The following is a 17848-nucleotide window of genomic DNA, read 5'->3' as shown; positions in this document are numbered from 1 at the left end:
GCCAACCCTCTGTCAGGGCTCGTTCCCATGCCCACGCGGAGCGTGGGGACGATCAAGCAGTGCATGGGCCGACGCGATGGCCTGTGCGGGTGTGAGCCGCGCTGTATCGAGCAGGAAAGGCGGCTCATCCCAGGCTTCGTATTCATGTGCCAGCACCGACTGCCAAGTCGGCGGCCGCAACCCTGGAATATCGCTTTCACGGCTCTCGACCCTGCGCCGATGCTCCTGCTGGTCAGAACAAATCACCTGGATATCGACCAGCTCAACGCCCGCCGCCCGCGCTACGGCTCGCCAAGCCTCGCGGCTCTCCCTCACCGGGTTCACACAGTCAGCGATCACTCGTTGCCCCAGGCGCACATTACTCAGTGCCAACGCATTCGCCACGCCATAACCGCTGGCACCCACATCGCCCGCCAGCGCGCCAGCCTCCCGCAACGATTGCTCGATCACGTCGATGCGCAGGTAAACCGCACCCATCTGCCGGGCCAACTCCCTGGCAATCGTGGTCTTGCCGGTACCGGGCAGGCCGCTGAATACGATAAGCATGGTCCGTCAATCCTTTTGTAGGAGCGAGCTTGCTCGCGAAAAACCTCAACGATAACGCGTAGTTCCAGGAAAAAACCTGCTGTCCCTGCGTTTTTCGCGAGCAAGCTCGCTCCTACAGGGGTGTTAGAGTAGGGCTGCTCAGTTGACCACAGGACTGCCCATGACTTTACCCTTCGTGAAGATGCACGCCCACGGCGACGACTTCATCATCATCGACCGCCGTGGCCAGGATAACCCTATTACCCCGCAGATCGCCCGGCGCCTGGGGGATCGACACACCGGTATCGGTTTCAATCAGCTCGCCGTGATCCTCGACTGCGAAGACGCCGCCGCCCGCGTGCAGTTCTGGAACACCGACGGCACGCCCCTGCAAACCTGCGGCAGCGCGACACGCGGCGTTGCTGATCGCCTGATGCATGAAACCGGCACCCACGCCATTGTGCTGCGCACCGACCGAGGTTTGCTGACATGCGTGCGCGTCAGTGGCCAGCGCGTCTCGATAGACATGGGTGCGCCTTCGTTGGAATGGGCCGGCGTGCCGCTGGCCAGGGCGATGGACACCCGCGTGCTGCCTATCGATGGCGAGCCGGCCGCCTGCGGCATGGGCAATCCGCATTGCACGTTTTTCGTGGACGACATCGCCGTCGTCGATGTCGAAGCCGTGGGCCCGGCCCTGGAACGCCACCCGCTGTTTCCGGCGAAAACCAACGTGCATTTTGTCCAGGTGCTCGACCGCAACCGTATCCGCCTGCGTATCTGGGAGCGTGGCGGTGGCGTGCCTTTAGGCTCCGGGTCGTGTTGCTGCGCGGCTGTGGTCAACGGGGTGCGGCGCGGGCTGCTCGATGACAAGGTAGAAGTCGAATGCGACGGCGGCACGCTGACGGTGCAGTGGGACGGGCAGGGCGGGGTGGTATTGACGGGCAGCGTCGAGCCGATCATGCAAGGTACGGCGTACCTGCCTGGAACGTCACGCTGAAGGTGGTGCCGCGCGTCGCGCAGGAGCTAACCGCCACATCGCCGCCGTGCACCCTGGCCAGTTCGCGCACGATATACAGGCCCAGGCCTACGCTGCGCACATCGCTGCCCTGGTGAGTGCCGCGGGTCATGGGCTCGAACAGCCCGGCCAGCAACGTCTGCGGAATCGGCGCGCCGTAGTTGTGTACCGACACCTCGGCGCCCCTGGGACCCAGGCGCGAGGTGACAGTGATCGGCTGTTGCAGGTCGCCATAGGCCACGCTATTGGCGACCAGGTTGCCGATCACCTGCTGCACCCGGTCGGCATCCAGGCACGCATCGCCCCGGCCCTCGGCTTGATGCACCAGCGTGGCCTTGGGGAAGGCCACCCGCAGTTCGTCTACGGCGCGATGAATCACACTGTGCAAATCCAGCGGTTGGGCGCGGATGGTGATGCCCTGGCCGACCCGCGCCTGGGTGAAGTCCAGCAGGTCAGCGATCATGCGCTGGGCACGTTCGGACGACTGGCCGATATGCCCAAGCAACTGCTGCTCCTTGGGTGTGCGCTCGCCGCGTCGGAGAAAATCGGACGCCATGCGGATCGCGGTCAGGGGGTTTTTCAAGTCATGGCTGACAATCGCCACCATCTGCTCGGCGAACAACGCGCGTTGCTGGGCAATGGCATAGGCCTCGCTCAATTCGGCCTGGGCCTGGTGCAGTGCCTGTTCAGTCGCGGTTTTCTCCTGAAGCAGCGCTTCGGCCAGCTTGCGTGCGTTGAGCAGCTCGCGCTCGTACTTGTCGCGGTCGGTGGTGCCGAACAGCGCCAGGTCGTACACCACCTCGTCGTCCTGCTGACGTTTATGGGCGTTGAGCAGCACGGTCACTTTGTGGCCGTCGCGATGGCGAATGTCGAGCTTCACCTCGTTGACGCCGCCATGCATACGCAGCATCGGCGCCAGATGGGTCTGGTAGAAAATCCGTCCGCCCATGGTCAGCAGGTCTTGAAAGCGTTGCCCGATCAGTTCGGCCGCGCCGAGGCCGAGCCAGTCGCTCAAGCGCTGATTGGCCTGCACAATCGTGCCGTCTTGGCGGGTTACCGCCAGGGCACAGGCGGCGTTGTCGAACAGCGACTCAGCCGGCACTGACGGTCGCCCAGGGCGCCAGGAACTGATCCATGGCCGCCGCGCACGCCTGGGGCGCACTCATGTGCGGGCAGTGGCCGATGTTGTCCACCAGGTGATAGGTGCTGTTGGGCAGCACGCTGTGCAGGTATTCGCCGACGGCCACGGGGGCGATCAAGTCGTCGCTTGACTGCAGGATCAGTACGGGCGTGGTCAGGCCGATCACATCGTGGCGGTTGTCCGACAGAAAGGTCACCCGTGCAAATTGCTTGGCGATGTCCGGCTCGGTGCGGCAGAAACTCGCGGTCAGTTCGGCGCTCAGTTCAGGTTGGTCCGGGGCGCCCATGATCACCGGCGCCATGCTGCTGGACCAGCCCAGGTAGTTGCTGTCGAGGGTGTCGAGCAGGTCGTCGATATCGCCGCGCTTGAAACCGCCGACATAGCCGTCGGTGTCGATATAGCACGGCGATGGGCCAATCATCACATGCGCCGACACGCGCCCCGGGGCGAGACGGTCGGCAAGGGTGCCGATCATTGCGCTGACCGAGTGCCCCACCAGAATCACCGGGCCTTGGGCGTAGGCGTCGATAATTTCGTTGAGATCGCGGGCATAGCTGCCCAACGTCGCGTATTTGTCTTTATCGAACGCGCTGAGGTCCGACAGCCCGGCACCGACCAGGTCATACAGGACCATGCGAAAGCGTTCGAGAAAATGCGGCGCCAGGGCATTCCACATCGCCTGGTTGCAGCCAAAGCCATGGGAAAACACCAGGGTCGAAGAACCGTGGCCCATCACAATGACGTTGTTGCGGTGACGTAGGTCCATGGCGTTCTCGTAGATGGCTTAGTGCTATGCGGCGTAGCGGCAGTTTAGAGAGTCGCGGGCCCTGGGTCACGCGCTTGCACGCAGATAGGGTAAAGTCGGCGCCTTCAGGAAGAAACTTCAGGTAACAATACATGATGGTGATGCTACGGCAATCAGTCTTGAGCGTGCTGGTTCTGGTACTGGCCAGTCTGTTGATCGCCGCCAGGGCCGACACTTCGCCTATCGGCGTTGCGCTTGACCAGCGGGTCATTGACCTGACGAACACCCTCGACTCCGACAGCGTCCAGCGCCTCAAGCAGCAACTGGCCGACCTTGAACAGCGCAAAGGCGCGCAAGTCGCCGTATTGCTGGTGCCCAGCACCGGTGATACTGGCATCGAAGACTATGCCAACCAATTGTTCCGCGCCTGGAAGCTGGGGCGCAAGGATGTCGATGACGGCATTCTGCTGGTGGTGGCCAAGAATGATCACACCCTGCGCATCGAAGTGGGCTACGGGCTGGAAGGCACGGTCACCGACCTGCTGGCCCATCGCATCATCGAAGAGCGCATCACCCCGGCGTTTCGCCAGGGCGACTTTGCCGGTGGTGTGCAACAGGGCGTGGACGCGCTGACCGTGCTGGTGGACGGCGGCGACTTGCCTGAAGTCGCCAAACGCGGAATCAACCCGCAATTCATCGCGCTGCTGGCGGCGTTCGCTCTGGGTGGCCTGCTGGGTGTGCTGCTCGCCGCCGGAAAGCTGCATTGGCGCAAGGCCTTGATCATCACGGTGGCGGCCACGCTGCTGCTGGCGCTGCTGGGGGGCGGTCAGGAATGGCCGATGTTTCTGTTTGTCATGCCGCTGACCATGTTGATCGGCGGTGCCCTGTTTGGCGCATTGTGGCAGGTGCGGGCGCTGTTCTACGGCGTGATCGGGCTGTTGGTCTATATCGCCGCTCTGGTGGTGGCGGACCGCTACGTGGACGTCAGTTTCATCCATTGGCTGCTGTGGCCGGTGTGCGTGTTGGTGGTGCTGGGGTTGTACCTGGTGCTGCTGATGATCATGCGGCACACCTGGCGAACCAGCCGCACCGGTTTTATCGTGCGGCTGGTGGCGGCGGTCGTGGTGTATGGGGTGGCCGGGCTGGTGATCGATCACGGCCGCGACGGCTGGCTGCTGGCGTTCCCTATCGCGTCGTTCGTGGCGTTGATTCTTTTCGGCAAGGTCGGCGAGGGCTCGGGGTCTGGGTCGGGTGGTGGCTCGGGTTCGAGTTCCAGTGGTTCCAGTTCCGGCAGCAGCTCGTCCGGTGGTGGTGGTTCCAGTGGTGGCGGCGGGGCGTCGGGGAGTTGGTAACGAGGTGGAAGACGCCACTGAGATCCAAATGTGGGAGGGGGCTTGCCCCCGATAGCAGTGGTTCAGTCAATACCTACAGTGACTGATACACCGCCATCGGGGGCAAGCCCCCTCCCACAGTTTTGACCGAGTTTGGCATGCCAGGTTGGCTGGTTGCAGCTCGCTCACAACCCACTGAGACTCTGTATCAAATCCCACTCACCAACTTCCCGCCGTCCATCCGGCGCTTATAAGCACTGTCGCGACTGGCCAGCCAGAAGTACAACGGCGACGTCACCACCAACCCCACCACCCACGACAGGTCCGCGCCGTTGATGTGTTCGGAGATCGGCCCCACGTACAGCGGCGTGTTCATGAACGGAATCTGCACCGCGATCCCCACCGCATACGCCAGCAGCGCCTGGGGGTTGTACTTGCCGTAGATGCCGCCATCCACGCGGAAGATCGAGGCGATGTCGTATTGGCCTTTGTGGATCGCGTAGAAGTCGATCAGGTTGATCGCGGTCCACGGCACCAGCACCACGAGCAGCACCAGCACCATGTCGACGAAGTGCCCGATGAAGTCCTTGGAGGCGAACACCGCCGCAATTGCGCAGGCCACCAGCACCACAATCGAGATCACCGCGCGGCTTTTCGCCGTGGGGATCCAGCGGTAGGCGAAGGTCTGCACCAGGGTGATGATCGACAGCACCGCGCCGTACAGGTTGAGGGCGTTGTGGCTGATCACGCTGAGCAGGAAAAGCACCAGCATCAAGGGGCCGATGGAACCGGTGGCGAGTTTGACCGCCTCCATGGTGTCCATGCCGACGGGCGTGGCGAGCACGGCGACGGCGCCGAAGATGAAGGCCAGGCTCGAACCCAGCGCCGAACCCAGGTAGGTGGTCCAGAAGGTGGAGGCGACAGGCACATCGGCCGGCAGATAGCGCGAGTAATCCGAGACGTACGGCGCAAAGGCGATCTGCCACAGCGCGGCCAGGGACACGGTGGCCAGCCAACCGGAAATGTTGAAGCTGCCACGGGTCAAAAAGTCGCTGGTCTGCACATGGGTAAAGATGTAGCCGAAGCCCAGCACGATGCCGGCACCGAGTACCCAGGTGCCGATACGGTTGAGCACATGAATGAAGCGATAGCCGATGATGCCGATGATCCCGGAACCGATGGCGCCGATCACGATGCCGACCGGCACCGGTACCGCATCGACCACGCCGTGCAGGGATTTACCTGCCAGCACGATGTTGGAGGCGAAGAAGCCGATGTACATCACGCCGGCAATCACCACCACCAACAACGCACCGAGGGAGCCGAACTGGGCACGGCTCTGGATCATCTGCGGAATGCCCATCTGCGGGCCCTGGGCCGAGTGCAGCGCCATCAACACACCGCCGACCAAGTGGCCGACCAGGATGGCGACGATGCCCCATACCAGATTGAGGTGGAACAACTGCACCCCCAGGGCGCCGGTGACGATCGGCAGCGGTGCGATGTTGCCGCCGAACCACAGGGTGAACAGGTCTCTTACCTTTCCATGGCGATCTTCCGGGGGCACGTATCCAATCGTGTGTTTTTCGATAAGCGGGGCGGAGGATGTTGCAGTGGTAACCATGACGAGCTCCAAGGCAAGGTGAGTACGTGGACGTACTTCGCTGTGCGCAGCAACGGCGGCGCTTTGTTGTTGCAGCGATCATCTGCAATGGACACGGGGAGGTAAATTAGTAAGTTTGTTGCTACAGACCTTAAAAAAAGTATCTCGCGGTGATTTTTGCTCCGGTATGTTGCATGGGCTCGGATCGATAAAAAAAGCCGGCTTTTCCTGCACTGGTCTGGGGCAAAACACCCTGTTTTTCGGAGGCCCGATGGCTGCCTACAACCTGCGCCAACTCAGATATTTCGTCACCACGGCCGAATGCGGCAGCGTCGCCGAGGCGTCGCGCAAGCTGTATATCGCGCAGCCGTCGGTTTCCACGGCGATCAAGCAGTTGGAAGACAGTTTCGGCGTGCAGCTGTTTATCCGGCATCACGCCCAGGGCGTGTCCCTGACCCCCAGCGGCGCGCGGTTCTATCGCAAGGCGCTGGAGCTGTTGCGCGTGGCCCACGAGTTCGAACAGAACGCCTTGGCGGACAATGATGTGGTGGCCGGACAGATCGATATCGGCTGCTTTGAAACCGTGGCACCGCTGTACCTGCCGCGCCTGATCGCCGGTTTCAAGGCGCGTTGGCCGGGGGTGGAGATCCGTATTCGCGATGGTGAGCAACAGGAGCTGGTACAGGCGCTGACGGCGGGCACCATCGATGTGGCGATGCTGTTCGAGCACGACCTGGGCGGCTCCATCGAAACCACGCCGCTGATGCCGCCGCAGCAGCCGTACGCGTTGTTGCCGGCCGATCATCGCTTTGCCCGGCAGGCCAAAGTGTCGTTGGCGGACCTGGTACTGGAACCGATGATCCTGCTGGACGTGCTGCCCAGTCGGACCTACTTCGTGAGCATCTTTGAAGAACGCGGGTTGACGCCGAACATCGTGTTCAGCTCGCCGTCCATCGAGATGGTGCGCGGGATGGTGGGGCGTGGGTTCGGGTTTTCGATCCTGGTGACCAAGCCGTTCAGCGAGTACACCTATGATGGGCAGCAGGTGGTGTGTATTCCGTTGGTGGAAACCGTCACCGGCTCCGGGTTGTCGGCCGTGTGGCTCAAGCGCGCACCGCTGACCAAACCGGTGCAGTTGTTCGTCGATTACTGCCGTGAAGAACTGGCGCGATTACTCGGGTAAAAACACAGGGTCCAATGTGGGAGGGGGCTTGCCCCCGATTACGGTGGATCAGCTACAGATAAGTTGACTGATACACCGCTATCGGGGGCAAGCCCCCTCCCACATTGGATTTGTAGTGTATTTAGATGCGGATTGAACTCAGCATCCGCTGCAACATCGCATCGCAACCCTTGAGCTGTTCCAGGCTGACAAATTCATCCGGCTTGTGCCCCTGGTCCATGCTCCCCGGCCCGCACACCACGGTGGGGATACCGACTGCATCAAACAGCCCACCCTCGGTGCCAAACGCCACGGTGCCGAACGCCCTGGAACCGGAAAACGCTGCAATCAGCTCGGCGGCCTGGCTGCGCTCATCGGTGACCAAGCCCGGGTAGGCCGACAACTCGGTGAACCGGATCGAGCTCTGCCGGCTCACGGCCTGCATGCGCGGCAGTACCTCTTGCATGGCGTAGGCTTGCAACGCCTCGGCCACTTCACCTGGTTCCGTCGAGGGCAGGGCACGTATTTCAAAATCAAACCGGCAATCGGCCGGCACGATATTCAGGGCCTTGCCGCCGCTGATCACTCCGGTCTGCACGGTGCTGAACGGCGGATCGAAGCGCGGGTCCTGGCGTGCGCGCAAGCGTTGGCCGATGCGCCCCAGTTCGCCGATCAACTCGGCGGCATGCTCGATCGCATTCACACCGGACGGTGCATACGCTGAGTGACACGCCTCGCCATGCACCTCGCAGCGCATCGCCAGCTTGCCCTTGTGGCCGAGCACGGGTTTGAGCTCGGTCGGCTCGCCGATAATGCACAGCAACGGTTTTACCGGCCGTTGTTCCAGCACGCCAAGCAGCGAACGCACGCCGAGGCAGCCGACTTCTTCGTCGTAGGACAGGGCGATGTGCACCGGCAGGCGCAACGGCGCCTCGATCAGTTCCGGCACCAGCGCCAGCACGCAGGCGATATAGCCCTTCATGTCGGCGGTGCCACGGCCATACAGCTTGCCGTCACGCTCGGTCAGTTGAAACGCTGGCAGGGTCCAGGGTTGCCCATCCACCGGCACCACGTCGGTGTGCCCCGACAGCACAATGCCGGGCAGTTCCACCGGGCCGATGCTGGCGAGCAGGTTGGCCTTGCTGCGCGATTCGTTGTAGATCAACTCACTGGCTACGCCGAAGCCCGCCAGGTAATCGCGCACAAATTCGATCAACTGCAAATTGGATTCACGGCTGGTGGTGTCGAACCCCACCAGCGTCTGCAGCAGTTCACGGCTGCGGCTCATCGCTCGTCACCGGCCACGCCGTAGCCCGGCGAGCGGTCGGGGGCGAGGGCGCGGTCGATATAGTCCTGCACTTGCGGGCGGTAGGCGTCCCAGAGTGTTTGCAGTTCGTCGATGGGCGCTTCATCGGCCCAATCCACGCGCAAGTTGATGATCGGCCAGGTCAGCTCGCCCACCACCACCAGCGCGGCCGAATGCACTGGACCTGCTTCGCCGCCGGCGGCGATGGCGGCATGCATGGCCGCGAGCAAGCGGTCGGCCAATTGGCCTTCGCCGTGCTCGAAAGCCTGGACCATTGCTTCGATCACCCCCCGGTCAGCGAGCATATTGCCCGCCGCTACGCACTGTTCGCCCGACACGGCGTTGTGGGTGCCCAGGGTTTCGCTGCCGCTGAAATGCACGCTGCGGCCCAGGTGATCGATTGCGGTCAATTGCCGGTATTGGCTGTAGCCGTTGCGCGTCAAGGCGGTGTCGATGGCATCGGCAGGCGTGAGGCCTTGTTCGAGCAAATCGAGCACGTCGGGGCCGAGGGCCGGCAATGTGATGTTTTGCGTAGCGACCGCGCCCACACCGGGGCGCAGCCATGGGCAGCGGGCGCCCACGGCGATGCTCGATGAGCTGATGGCGATGCCCAACTGGCCGGTGTCCGCGCAGCGGCCGACGATTGAAAAGGTCATGGCTCGCCTCCTTATTCCGGGATAACCGCGATCACATCAATTTCCATCAGCCACTGCGGCTGGCCCAGGGCCGAAACCACCAGCCCGGTGGAGATCGGGAACACGCCCTTGAGCCATTTGCCGACTTCCTGATACACCGGTTCGCGGTAGCGCGGGTCGATCAGGTAGGTAGTGGTCTTGACGATATGACTGAGGTCGCTGCCGGCTTCTTCCAGCAACTGCTTGACGTTTTTCATCGCCTGTTCGGCCTGGGCGCGTGGATCACCAAGGCCCACCAGGTGGCCATCGAAATCTGTGCCCACCTGACCGCGCACATACACGGTATTGCCAGCGCGCACGGCCTGGCACAGGTCGTTGTCCAGGCTCTGGTTGGGGTAGGTTTGCTTGGTGTTGAACATGCGAATACGGGTGTGAGTAGGCATTGTAAAAACTCCGGCAAAGGGATCAGGCGCTGACAGGGGACGGGCGAACCAGCGAGGCGGGCGCGCGGTACTCAAGGTATTGACGCTGGATGGCGATGTGGTCAGCCACGTACTTGGCGTCGTGCCACACGCCCCAGATAAACGACGAGCCACGCCGTGACTGCCAGGGCAGCCCGAGGAAATAAATCCCGGCCTCGCTGGAGACGCCGCGCTGGTGCCGGGGCTTGCCGGCCGCATCGAACGCATCCACCTGGAGCCAGCTGTAGTCCACGGCAAAACCGGTGGCCCAGATGATCGAGGTGATGCCGGCCTGGGCCAGGTCCAGTTCCAGGATCGGCTGCTGGATGCAGTCGGCATCCGGGAACACGCGGCGGGCTTCGGGCTCAAGGGGCAGGTCGAGGCCGTTGCGCTCGATGTAAGCGTCGGCTGCATCCAGCAGGGCCAGGTAGTTCTCGTCGCCACGGGCCAGGTTGTCCACCAGATTGGGTTGGAACGTAGCCACGTTGCCATTGAAGGAGTGGGTGAGGCCGACCAGGGTCATGCCTTGCTGGGCCAGCTCACGAAAGTCGATGGTCTTGCCGCCGTGAGCGCCACTGACGGCGATGGTCACGTGCTCACGTCCCGGTTTCATCGCCGCTTGGTCCCACTCGCCCAGTACCCCCAGCCACCAGCAGAAGTCGCGGTTGCGATAAGCGCGCGGCGGGCGGTCATGGGCGCCGACCGACAGGTACACCTGGCGACCGGCACGCTGCAATTCATCGGCGATCTGCACCCCGGAAGAACCGGCACCCACCACCAGCACGGCACCTGCCGGCAATTGCGCAGGGTTGCGATACTCGGCGGAATGAATCTGGTGCAGCGCCGCGTCTTTCGGCGCAATGGCCGGGATCACCGGCTTCTGGAACGGCCCGGTGGCGGCCACCACCCGGTTGGCTTCGATCACGCCTTCGTTGGTGTGTACGGTAAAGCCTGGGCGACCTTCGTTGCGCACCACCGACGTGACTTCCACGCCCGTGCGAATCGGCGCATTGAACTTGCGTGCATATGCTTCGAAGTAATCCGCTACGCGCTCCTTCGGCGCAAAGCCGTCGGGCGACACATCATCGAATTCCAGACCCGGGAAACGGTCATGCCAGGCCGGCCCGTTGGCGACCAGCGAGTCCCAGCGCCCGGTACGCCAGCGCTCGGCGATGCGGCTGCGTTCCAGCACCAGGTGCGGCACGCCGTGCTTGCTCAAATGCTCGCTCATGGCCACGCCGGCCTGGCCGGCGCCCACCACCAGGGTGTCTGTTTTTGTTATTGCTTGGGTCATGTGTCTGTCCTTGCGTAATGCAGTTGGATTCAGCTTGGGCATGACTTCAAGGCTAGGGGGAGGGTGGTTTTTAATAAAATATTATTAAGCTGGGAAGTGAGCATAAATATCGGATGCAGAGCGGGGGAGGTTAATGGGTGCGCCATAGTCCAATGTGGGAGGGGGCTTGCCCCCGATGGCGGTGGATCAGTAACAGATTGGCTGACTGACACACCGCATCGGGGGCAAGCCCCCTCCCACATTTTTGGATCTAGAACTCCCCGGAGTATTTCACCGCCGCCGCCGCCCGCGTCGTCACCTTCAAGCTGCGCAGCAACGACGACACATGAATGCGCACGGTAAACGGTGAGATAGCCAGGGCCTTGGCGATTTCCTTGTTGGTCTTGCCTTGGGCAATCAGGCGCAGCACGTCTTGCTGGCGGGGGGTGAGGGTATGGGTGCCCAGCGGCAGCAGGCCGGAGGGGACGAACTTGACCAGCACTTCACCGTCGCGAATCGCCAGCAGCGCCTGGCCGATTTCGTCGGGGGCGATGTTTTTGCCGATAAAACCGTCGACACCCAGGGCCATGACCTGTTCGATCAGCGCCGGATCATCCACCATCGAGACAACGATCAACGTGGTACGCCGCAGTTGTCGGCGCAGGTCGGCGAGCTGGCTGATGCAGGTCAGGCCGGGAAAACGCAGGTCGAGGATCAGGGTGTCGATGTCGCTTGGGTCAAGCAGCAACACGTTCACCGCATCCAGGTCGCCGGCTTCCTGTACCTGGGCCTCGGGTAGCAGGCGTTGCACGGTGCGCGCCATGGCTTCGCGAAACATCGGATGGTCGTCGGCGATGATGATCCGGCCGATCATGGTGAGCTCCTTGCTGGGGCATGGCTGTGCGCAGCATGCTATTTTTATTATCGGGCCCAATGCCCGCTTCGCTCGTACAGAGGGCCAAGACGATGACAACAAGGACGTAACCCATGGGGCTCGAGACCAACTCCGAACTCGACCAGGCTAACCTGCGCATCGTGGTTGCAACTATCGCCATTGTGTATATAAGCGTGCTGGGTTTTTTGCCCGGGCATTCGCTGGACGCCTACTGGCCGGTGATCCTGTATATCTTCCTGTTCCTGCTGGCGTCCATTGCCTTGCGCCAAGTAATCGCTCGTTGGCCCGGGCATCATCCGGCGCGGCGGATCTTCGGCATGCTCCACGACTACACCGGCACTTCGTTCGGCCTGGTGGTGGGCGGTGAGGCGGCTTTGCCGCTGTATGCGGTGATGGTGTGGGTCAACCTCGGCAACGGCATGCGCTACGGGTCGCGCTACCTGGCGATTGCCACGGGGTTGGCGTTGCTGGCGCTGTTGATCGTGTACCAGCTCACACCGTGGTGGCAGGCACAGCCGTTCGTGGTGCTGATGCTGATGATCACCAGCACGGTGATTCCGATCTACGCGCATATCCTGCTGGAGCGTACGCGCAAGGCCTCCGAACAAGCCATCGCCGCCAACCTGGAAAAATCCCGTTTTCTCGCCCAGGCCAGCCATGACCTGCGCCAGCCGATTCACTCCATCGGTCTGTTTACCGCCTGCCTGCGCGAAGCCCGCCTGGGCGATGACGAACGGCGGCTGGTGGACAATATCGATCGCTCGCTGCTCAACGTGTCGCAGTTGTTCCGTTCCATTCTCGACCTCTACACCCTGGACAACGGGCGTCTGCTGCCCAAATACCAAGTGATCCATCTGGGCGATTTTCTCGCCGACCTGGTACGCCAGAACGCCGAAGCCGCACGCTGGGCGGGCGTGGAGTTGCGCTTGCGACCCTGCGCCCACTGGGTGCTGGTGGATCCGGGCATGCTGGCGACCATGGTGCAAAATCTGCTCTCCAATTGCTTCAAGTACGGCGCGCAACGGCCAGTGCTGATCGGTGTGCGTATTCGCGATAACCGCTTGGTGGTAGAAGTGTATGACCAGGGGCGGGGGATTGCAGGGGAGCATCAGGCAAAGGTCTTTGAGGAGTTTTATCGCGTGCGCCAACTGCGCGACAAGGACGTCGAGGGCGTTGGCCTGGGGTTATCCATCGTTAAGCGCCTGGGGCAATTGATGGGGATGCAGGTGAGCCTGCGTTCCCGGGTGGGCCGTGGCACGTCGGTAAGTCTGCACGGCCTGACCCTGGCCACTGCACCGGCTCAACCGGCATCGCGTGACGACGCACGCCAGGCCGGCCTGCTCACCGGTTTGAAAGTGTGCCTGGTGGAGGATGACCACAATGTGCTGCTGGCCACCCAGGCGCTGCTCGAGCGCTGGGGCTGCGAGGTGCAGGCCGAGTCCACGGGGCACGGCCTGGTCAGCGACTGCGACATCATCGTCGCCGACTATGACTTGGGCAACCACGCCACCGGCATCGAATGCATCGACCACTTGCGCCGGCAGCGCGGCTGGGCGGTGCCGGCGCTGATCCTTACCGGGCACGACGTTGAGAAAATCCAGACTGCGTTGCACGACCGTCAGATCGCCATCCTGTCCAAACCGGTGCGCCCTGCGGAACTGCGCGGCGCCTTGCGTGAGCTCAGCCAGGAAAAAACTATTGTGTGAACGGCGTCAACCCATTGCCCCGCGCACCCTTGGGCATGCAATAGGCCGCGGGTTTCATCAGGCCAAAGCTGGCAATCGCAAACAAGCCGCCGCTTGCACCGCTGGGCACTGAGCAGTTGTACTCGCCGGACGCAGTGTTGGCCACGTAGTAGGTGCTCATGGAGTCGCTGCGTACATTGGAGACACGTTTGACCGGTTCGCCCAGGTTGGTCTCTGAGAGCTTCTTGAGATGGTCCTCGGTGGGTTTGATATTGCTGCAACCGGCAACGCTGATGATCAAGGCGCCGAGCAGAGCAAGGCGCGTCACAGGGGAGTGGAGTTTCATAATGCTTCTTCCTTGGGATTGTTTTGGTTTTTCCTGCGCGCAACGACCCCTCGCGCATTGAGTGCGCGGTGTCTGCTGAGCGTTGGAAGTGCCGGGGAATATAGCGCCGCAGAAGGCGCGGGTCGATTAGCACACATGGGCTAATGGCACATTGAAGTCATGGAGGGAGAGTGCTGTGTTGCAGATAAAACGAGCTACGCCAAATGACGCCGACAGCGCATTTGAGATTCGTCGTGAGGCGATACTCGGCCAATGCATCGGCGCCTACACCGCAGAACAAATGGCGCTCTGGACGCGTGGCAGTGCGAGCGATGGTTACAGCGTGCTGATGGAAAAGCACTTCTATCTGGGCTGCGTGAACGGCGAGCCAGTCGCCACCGGCATGCTTGATCCAGCCAATAACGAAGTCGGCGCCTTGTTTGTACGGCCCGCATTCACTGGGCGAGGGTATGGCAAGGCAATGCTCGATCACTTGGAGACGGTCGCGCGCCACATCGCCGTTGAGGAGGTGGTATTGGATGCGACGCTCAATGCGATGAGTTTCTACAGGGCGTGCGGCTATGTGGGGGATGAGCAGGCGATGTATCGCTCGCCGTCGGGGTTGGTGTTGGCGTGTGTGCCGATGGTGAAACGCCTGCGGCTCATGAGTCTGTCTTGAGCCAAATGTGGGAGGGGGCTTGCCCCCGATGGCGATATGTAAGCCACCTATACGGTGACAGGCACCCTGCTATCGGGGGCAAGCCCCCTCTCACATTTCTAACCGAGTTCGATCTTCAATGCATCTTGCTATGGTCCATCCCATCCAGACCACGCGCTGGCGCTTTTACTTCGATAGTCTGCTCAGTGCCCTTGGCGTCTTTTACCGTAAGGGTCAGCGGTACCTGGTCGCCTTCCTTGATCTGACCGGTCAGGCCCATCAGCATCACGTGGTAGCCATTCGGGTCGAGCGTGACGGCTTTGCCTGCGGGCAGGGCTACCGAATCCACCGGGCCCATGCGCATCACATCGTCCTTCATGCTCATTTCATGGATCTGCACGTCCTTGGCCACCGGTGAAGCCACGCGCAGCAATTGGCTGTTGCTGTCGGCGGTGACGGTCATGAAGGCGCCGCTGGACGGTTGGCCCGGCACGGTGGCACGTACCCAGGCGTCGCTCACTTGCACCTGGGCGCTGGCGTGGGCGGCGAGGCCGAGCAGGGTGAGGCCGAGGGTGAGACGCTTGAGGTGTTGAACGGCAGTCATTAGCAGACCTCCATGACGGTGAGCAGGTCTTCTGCGCACTCTTTAGCGGTAAGGGATGCCTGCAAGCCAAGGCGCAGGTTGCCACGGGTATCGAACACGAAACTGGTGGCGGTGTGGGACAGGGTGTAGGTGTCGCCGGCGGGAATCTTTTCATAAAAGATCCCGAACTCCTTGGCAGCCACGGCGATTTCCTCCGGGGTGCCATACAGGGCTTCGAAGCTGGGGTCGAAGGCCTTGACGTATTTGTCGAGTATCTCGGGGGTGTCGCGCTCGGGGTCCAGGGTGATGAACACCACCTGCATGATTTCACCGTCGCGGCCCATCAGCTTCTTGGCCTGGGCGGCGCGCGCCAGGGTGGTCGGGCAGACCGCCGGGCACTGGGTGAAGCCGAAGAACACCACGGGCATCAGGCCACGGTACGAGCTTAGGGTGACGGTTTCGCCGTCGGTGTTCTTGAGCTTGAAGGTGCGCCCCATGATCTTGTCACTGAGGTCCTTGCCGTACTTGAAATCCAGCCTGGGGCTGTAGTCACAGCCGCCCAGCAGGCTGCCCAGGCCCAACAGGCCCATGCCGGTCAGCACTTTGCGGCGGGTGAATAACGTACTCATCAACTGTGCATCCTGTGAAACGCCTGAATGGCTCTGGAGTTGCCCACCCGGCTTTGAAAAGGAGTAACGAGAAGGGTGCAGAGTCTAGCAACCCTGGGCACCTCACGTAATCTGCGACGTTCTGCCACAGGGGCGCGCTGCGCTTCATCCTTTTGTGGCTTCGGTGGTAGAGTCGCGGCCATGAAATCGAGCTGCCCCGACCGTGCGCTGATTGCCTGGGCCCTGTACTTCTGCGTACTGGTGAACCTGTTCGTATGCGGTTTGGGACACGGGCAGATGATGGGCCAACAGCTCAATGGGATCGGTGGTCAGTTCTGTTCGGTGGACGGCGGCCAGCCGGCAATTTCCGACAAAGGGTTGGCTGACCCGTCTACCAGCAACATCTCGAACTACTTTGCCTGCCCGATGTGCAGCGCCGTTACGGTCGCCGTCGTATTTCTGATCGGCCTGGCGTGGTTGCTGAGCCTCAAGCAACGCCCGCGTCCTGCCCATGAGCGGCGCAATAAGGCACCGCCGCGTTATACCTGGCCATCGGCCAATCCCCGCGCTTCCCCCACCGTCTGACGTGTGTCCTGGGCCTCCTGTAACCGGGAGGCATTCTATCGTCACGACTGTGAGTGCGTTCCATGAACCATCAGTTGCCAGCGCGCGCCCGTCGCTTGGTCAGCAAGGCCGCCGGGCGTTCGCGTGCGGAACCGGCGTTGCCTGACTACCCGAGTAATGCGCGCTGTTTCGTGCATCTGGATGCACGCTTGCTACCCCACTGGCACACCGTTTTCGATGTGTGCCCGGCATTGCTCAAGCTTGATCCACCGGAGGGCTTGAACCTGTTCCGCAGTTTCATGACCTGGGCCTATCGCCACCAGCTACCCCTGGATTGGACTTATCATTTGAACCTGTGCCGCTGGCTGCTGAGTTCACCCTACCGCGCTCAGGTCGACGCCGATTTTATTGACGCCTTCATGACTGCCGCCGCCGCGCGCTGGATTCTCACGGACGACAGCCAGGCGCTGGGGATCGTTCTGAGCTGGCGTGGTGGTAACTTGTTCGATTGGAAAGTCGACAAACCGAGCGCCGCAGAGCGGCAAGTATTACCTGTATCCACCTGGGACTTCGCCTGGTGCGCCTTGAGTGAACGAGGCGCGTTCAGTGGGTGGTTGCCGGTGCCGTGAAACGTTGAGATGGATAACGCGACAGGGCCTGTAAACAGGCCCTGTCGCGGGTAATCAAAGCAATGACCGAGGTGATCTATAGGCCTTACGCGGCCATTGGCTTGCTCGTCATGGCTTTTTTATGAGCCGCTTTCATCGCTTCCATCTCTGCGCCCAGGTCGTCGAGCATCGCCTTGCCCAGGAGTTTCTTCGCCTGGGGAAACATCTCGGTTTCTTCTTCTTCGATGTGGTGTTCCAGCAGCTCCTTCACCACCTTCACTCGACCGGAAAACTCGGTGGAGGCAGGGTCGGTCTGCTTCAGGTCGGGCAGCACCAGTGAATCCACGGTGCGGTGCTCTTCCTTGGCCTCGTGGTACATGATGTCCTGTTCCTTGCCGCCGGCTTTTCTGAAGGCAGGGTAGAGAATTTCTTCTTCCAGCCTGGTGTGCAGGGTGATTTCCATCTCCAGCTTGGCCAGCAAGTCGGTGCGTTTTTTCACCCCGCGTTCGGTGGATTCGCTCAGTTGGGTCAGCAGGGTCTTGACACGTTCGTGGTCGGCTTTGAGAAGGTCGATGGCATTCATGTGGAACCTCACGGGTAGTCGTCGGGCATGTCGAAACGCACGCCTCGTGAGTAGGTACTCTGCATCATGCGTACCAACTGTTTCGTCTGAAAATTTATCTTCAAAATCATGGTGTTGCAGTTTTAATGCCGGTTCGTTGTCG

At 61.8% G+C, this 17848-nt stretch carries 20 protein-coding genes; 7 read left to right on the top strand and 13 right to left on the bottom strand.

The window, feature by feature from the left end; translation table 11 throughout:
* Positions 1-12: 12 nt before the first annotated feature.
* Entirely contained in the window at positions 13-546 is a 534-nt protein-coding gene (locus tag BOP93_RS15225; RefSeq protein ID WP_104503294.1) for an AAA family ATPase, read from the bottom strand.
* 160 nt (positions 547-706) lie between these two features.
* Between BOP93_RS15225 and dapF the strand changes: the two genes are divergently transcribed.
* The gene (dapF, locus tag BOP93_RS15220; protein ID WP_104503293.1) at positions 707-1522 is read left to right on the top strand and encodes a diaminopimelate epimerase; all 816 of its coding nucleotides are present in this window, start codon (positions 707-709) and stop codon (positions 1520-1522) included.
* On the opposite strand, the gene BOP93_RS15215 is transcribed toward dapF, so the two are convergent.
* Both BOP93_RS15215 and BOP93_RS15210 read right to left on the bottom strand, forming a co-directional pair.
* Entirely contained in the window at positions 1482-2642 is a 1161-nt protein-coding gene (locus BOP93_RS15215) for a PAS domain-containing sensor histidine kinase (protein ID WP_104503292.1), read from the bottom strand. The genes dapF and BOP93_RS15215 overlap by 41 nt on opposite strands.
* A complete protein-coding gene (locus BOP93_RS15210; protein WP_104503291.1) occupies positions 2632-3447 on the bottom strand; it encodes an alpha/beta fold hydrolase in 816 nt (271 codons plus the stop codon). The genes BOP93_RS15215 and BOP93_RS15210 overlap by 11 nt, the downstream gene beginning before the upstream one ends.
* Before the next feature lie 131 nt (positions 3448-3578).
* On the opposite strand from BOP93_RS15210, the gene BOP93_RS15205 reads away from it, so the two are divergent.
* A complete protein-coding gene (locus BOP93_RS15205; protein WP_104503290.1) occupies positions 3579-4778 on the top strand; it encodes a TPM domain-containing protein in 1200 nt (399 codons plus the stop codon).
* Between the two features lie 187 nt (positions 4779-4965).
* Here the strand turns inward: BOP93_RS15205 and BOP93_RS15200 are convergent, their stop codons facing one another.
* Positions 4966-6381 (bottom strand): purine-cytosine permease family protein, encoded by a 1416-nt coding sequence (locus BOP93_RS15200; protein ID WP_104503289.1) that lies wholly within the window; start codon positions 6379-6381, stop codon positions 4966-4968.
* A gap of 250 nt (positions 6382-6631) precedes the next feature.
* On the opposite strand from BOP93_RS15200, the gene BOP93_RS15195 reads away from it, so the two are divergent.
* On the top strand, positions 6632-7543 hold the full coding sequence (locus BOP93_RS15195) for a LysR substrate-binding domain-containing protein (protein ID WP_065884768.1): 912 nt from the start codon (positions 6632-6634) through the stop codon (positions 7541-7543).
* Positions 7544-7664: 121 nt separating this feature from the next.
* Here BOP93_RS15195 and argE read toward each other — a convergent pair whose 3' ends face one another.
* From argE to BOP93_RS15170, 5 genes are all read right to left on the bottom strand, one after another.
* Positions 7665-8810: an acetylornithine deacetylase gene (gene argE, locus BOP93_RS15190; RefSeq protein ID WP_104503288.1), complete on the bottom strand. Its 1146-nt coding sequence runs from the start codon at positions 8808-8810 to the stop codon at positions 7665-7667.
* Positions 8807-9484, bottom strand: coding sequence for a DUF1028 domain-containing protein (locus BOP93_RS15185; protein WP_065892920.1), 678 nt, complete (start codon positions 9482-9484; stop codon positions 8807-8809). The genes argE and BOP93_RS15185 overlap by 4 nt, the downstream gene beginning before the upstream one ends.
* Before the next feature lie 11 nt (positions 9485-9495).
* On the bottom strand, positions 9496-9906 hold the full coding sequence (locus tag BOP93_RS15180; protein ID WP_104503287.1) for a RidA family protein: 411 nt from the start codon (positions 9904-9906) through the stop codon (positions 9496-9498).
* Positions 9907-9928: 22 nt separating this feature from the next.
* Entirely contained in the window at positions 9929-11260 is a 1332-nt protein-coding gene (locus BOP93_RS15175; protein ID WP_430758783.1) for a flavin-containing monooxygenase, read from the bottom strand.
* 208 nt (positions 11261-11468) lie between these two features.
* Positions 11469-12071, bottom strand: coding sequence for a response regulator transcription factor (locus BOP93_RS15170; protein WP_104503285.1), 603 nt, complete (start codon positions 12069-12071; stop codon positions 11469-11471).
* A gap of 113 nt (positions 12072-12184) precedes the next feature.
* On the opposite strand from BOP93_RS15170, the gene BOP93_RS15165 reads away from it, so the two are divergent.
* Positions 12185-13798, top strand: coding sequence for an ATP-binding response regulator (locus BOP93_RS15165; RefSeq protein ID WP_104503284.1), 1614 nt, complete (start codon positions 12185-12187; stop codon positions 13796-13798).
* On the opposite strand, the gene BOP93_RS15160 is transcribed toward BOP93_RS15165, so the two are convergent.
* Positions 13788-14123, bottom strand: a complete 336-nt coding sequence (locus BOP93_RS15160; RefSeq protein ID WP_104503283.1) for a hypothetical protein — start codon at positions 14121-14123, stop codon at positions 13788-13790. The genes BOP93_RS15165 and BOP93_RS15160 overlap by 11 nt on opposite strands.
* A gap of 175 nt (positions 14124-14298) precedes the next feature.
* Between BOP93_RS15160 and BOP93_RS15155 the strand changes: the two genes are divergently transcribed.
* Positions 14299-14781 carry a GNAT family N-acetyltransferase gene (locus tag BOP93_RS15155; protein ID WP_104503282.1) on the top strand — a complete coding sequence of 161 codons (483 nt, stop codon included), beginning with the start codon at positions 14299-14301 and terminating at the stop codon, positions 14779-14781.
* Positions 14782-14896: 115 nt separating this feature from the next.
* Here BOP93_RS15155 and BOP93_RS15150 read toward each other — a convergent pair whose 3' ends face one another.
* Positions 14897-15364 (bottom strand): copper chaperone PCu(A)C, encoded by a 468-nt coding sequence (locus BOP93_RS15150; RefSeq protein ID WP_104503281.1) that lies wholly within the window; start codon positions 15362-15364, stop codon positions 14897-14899.
* On the bottom strand, positions 15364-15972 hold the full coding sequence (locus BOP93_RS15145; protein WP_065884732.1) for an SCO family protein: 609 nt from the start codon (positions 15970-15972) through the stop codon (positions 15364-15366). The genes BOP93_RS15150 and BOP93_RS15145 overlap by 1 nt, the downstream gene beginning before the upstream one ends.
* Before the next feature lie 180 nt (positions 15973-16152).
* On the opposite strand from BOP93_RS15145, the gene BOP93_RS15140 reads away from it, so the two are divergent.
* Both BOP93_RS15140 and BOP93_RS15135 read left to right on the top strand, forming a co-directional pair.
* A complete protein-coding gene (locus tag BOP93_RS15140; RefSeq protein ID WP_104503280.1) occupies positions 16153-16536 on the top strand; it encodes a DUF2946 domain-containing protein in 384 nt (127 codons plus the stop codon).
* A gap of 62 nt (positions 16537-16598) precedes the next feature.
* Positions 16599-17144, top strand: a complete 546-nt coding sequence (locus tag BOP93_RS15135) for a putative natural product biosynthesis protein (RefSeq protein WP_104503279.1) — start codon at positions 16599-16601, stop codon at positions 17142-17144.
* Positions 17145-17229: 85 nt separating this feature from the next.
* Here the strand turns inward: BOP93_RS15135 and BOP93_RS15130 are convergent, their stop codons facing one another.
* Positions 17230-17706 (bottom strand): hemerythrin domain-containing protein, encoded by a 477-nt coding sequence (locus BOP93_RS15130; protein WP_104503278.1) that lies wholly within the window; start codon positions 17704-17706, stop codon positions 17230-17232.
* Positions 17707-17848 lie beyond the last annotated feature (142 nt).

This window comes from Pseudomonas orientalis (assembly GCF_002934065.1).
GTDB lineage: Bacteria > Pseudomonadota > Gammaproteobacteria > Pseudomonadales > Pseudomonadaceae > Aquipseudomonas > Aquipseudomonas orientalis_A.
Note: the sequence above shows the minus strand (reverse complement) of the source record. Positions and strands in the feature narration are given on the sequence as shown.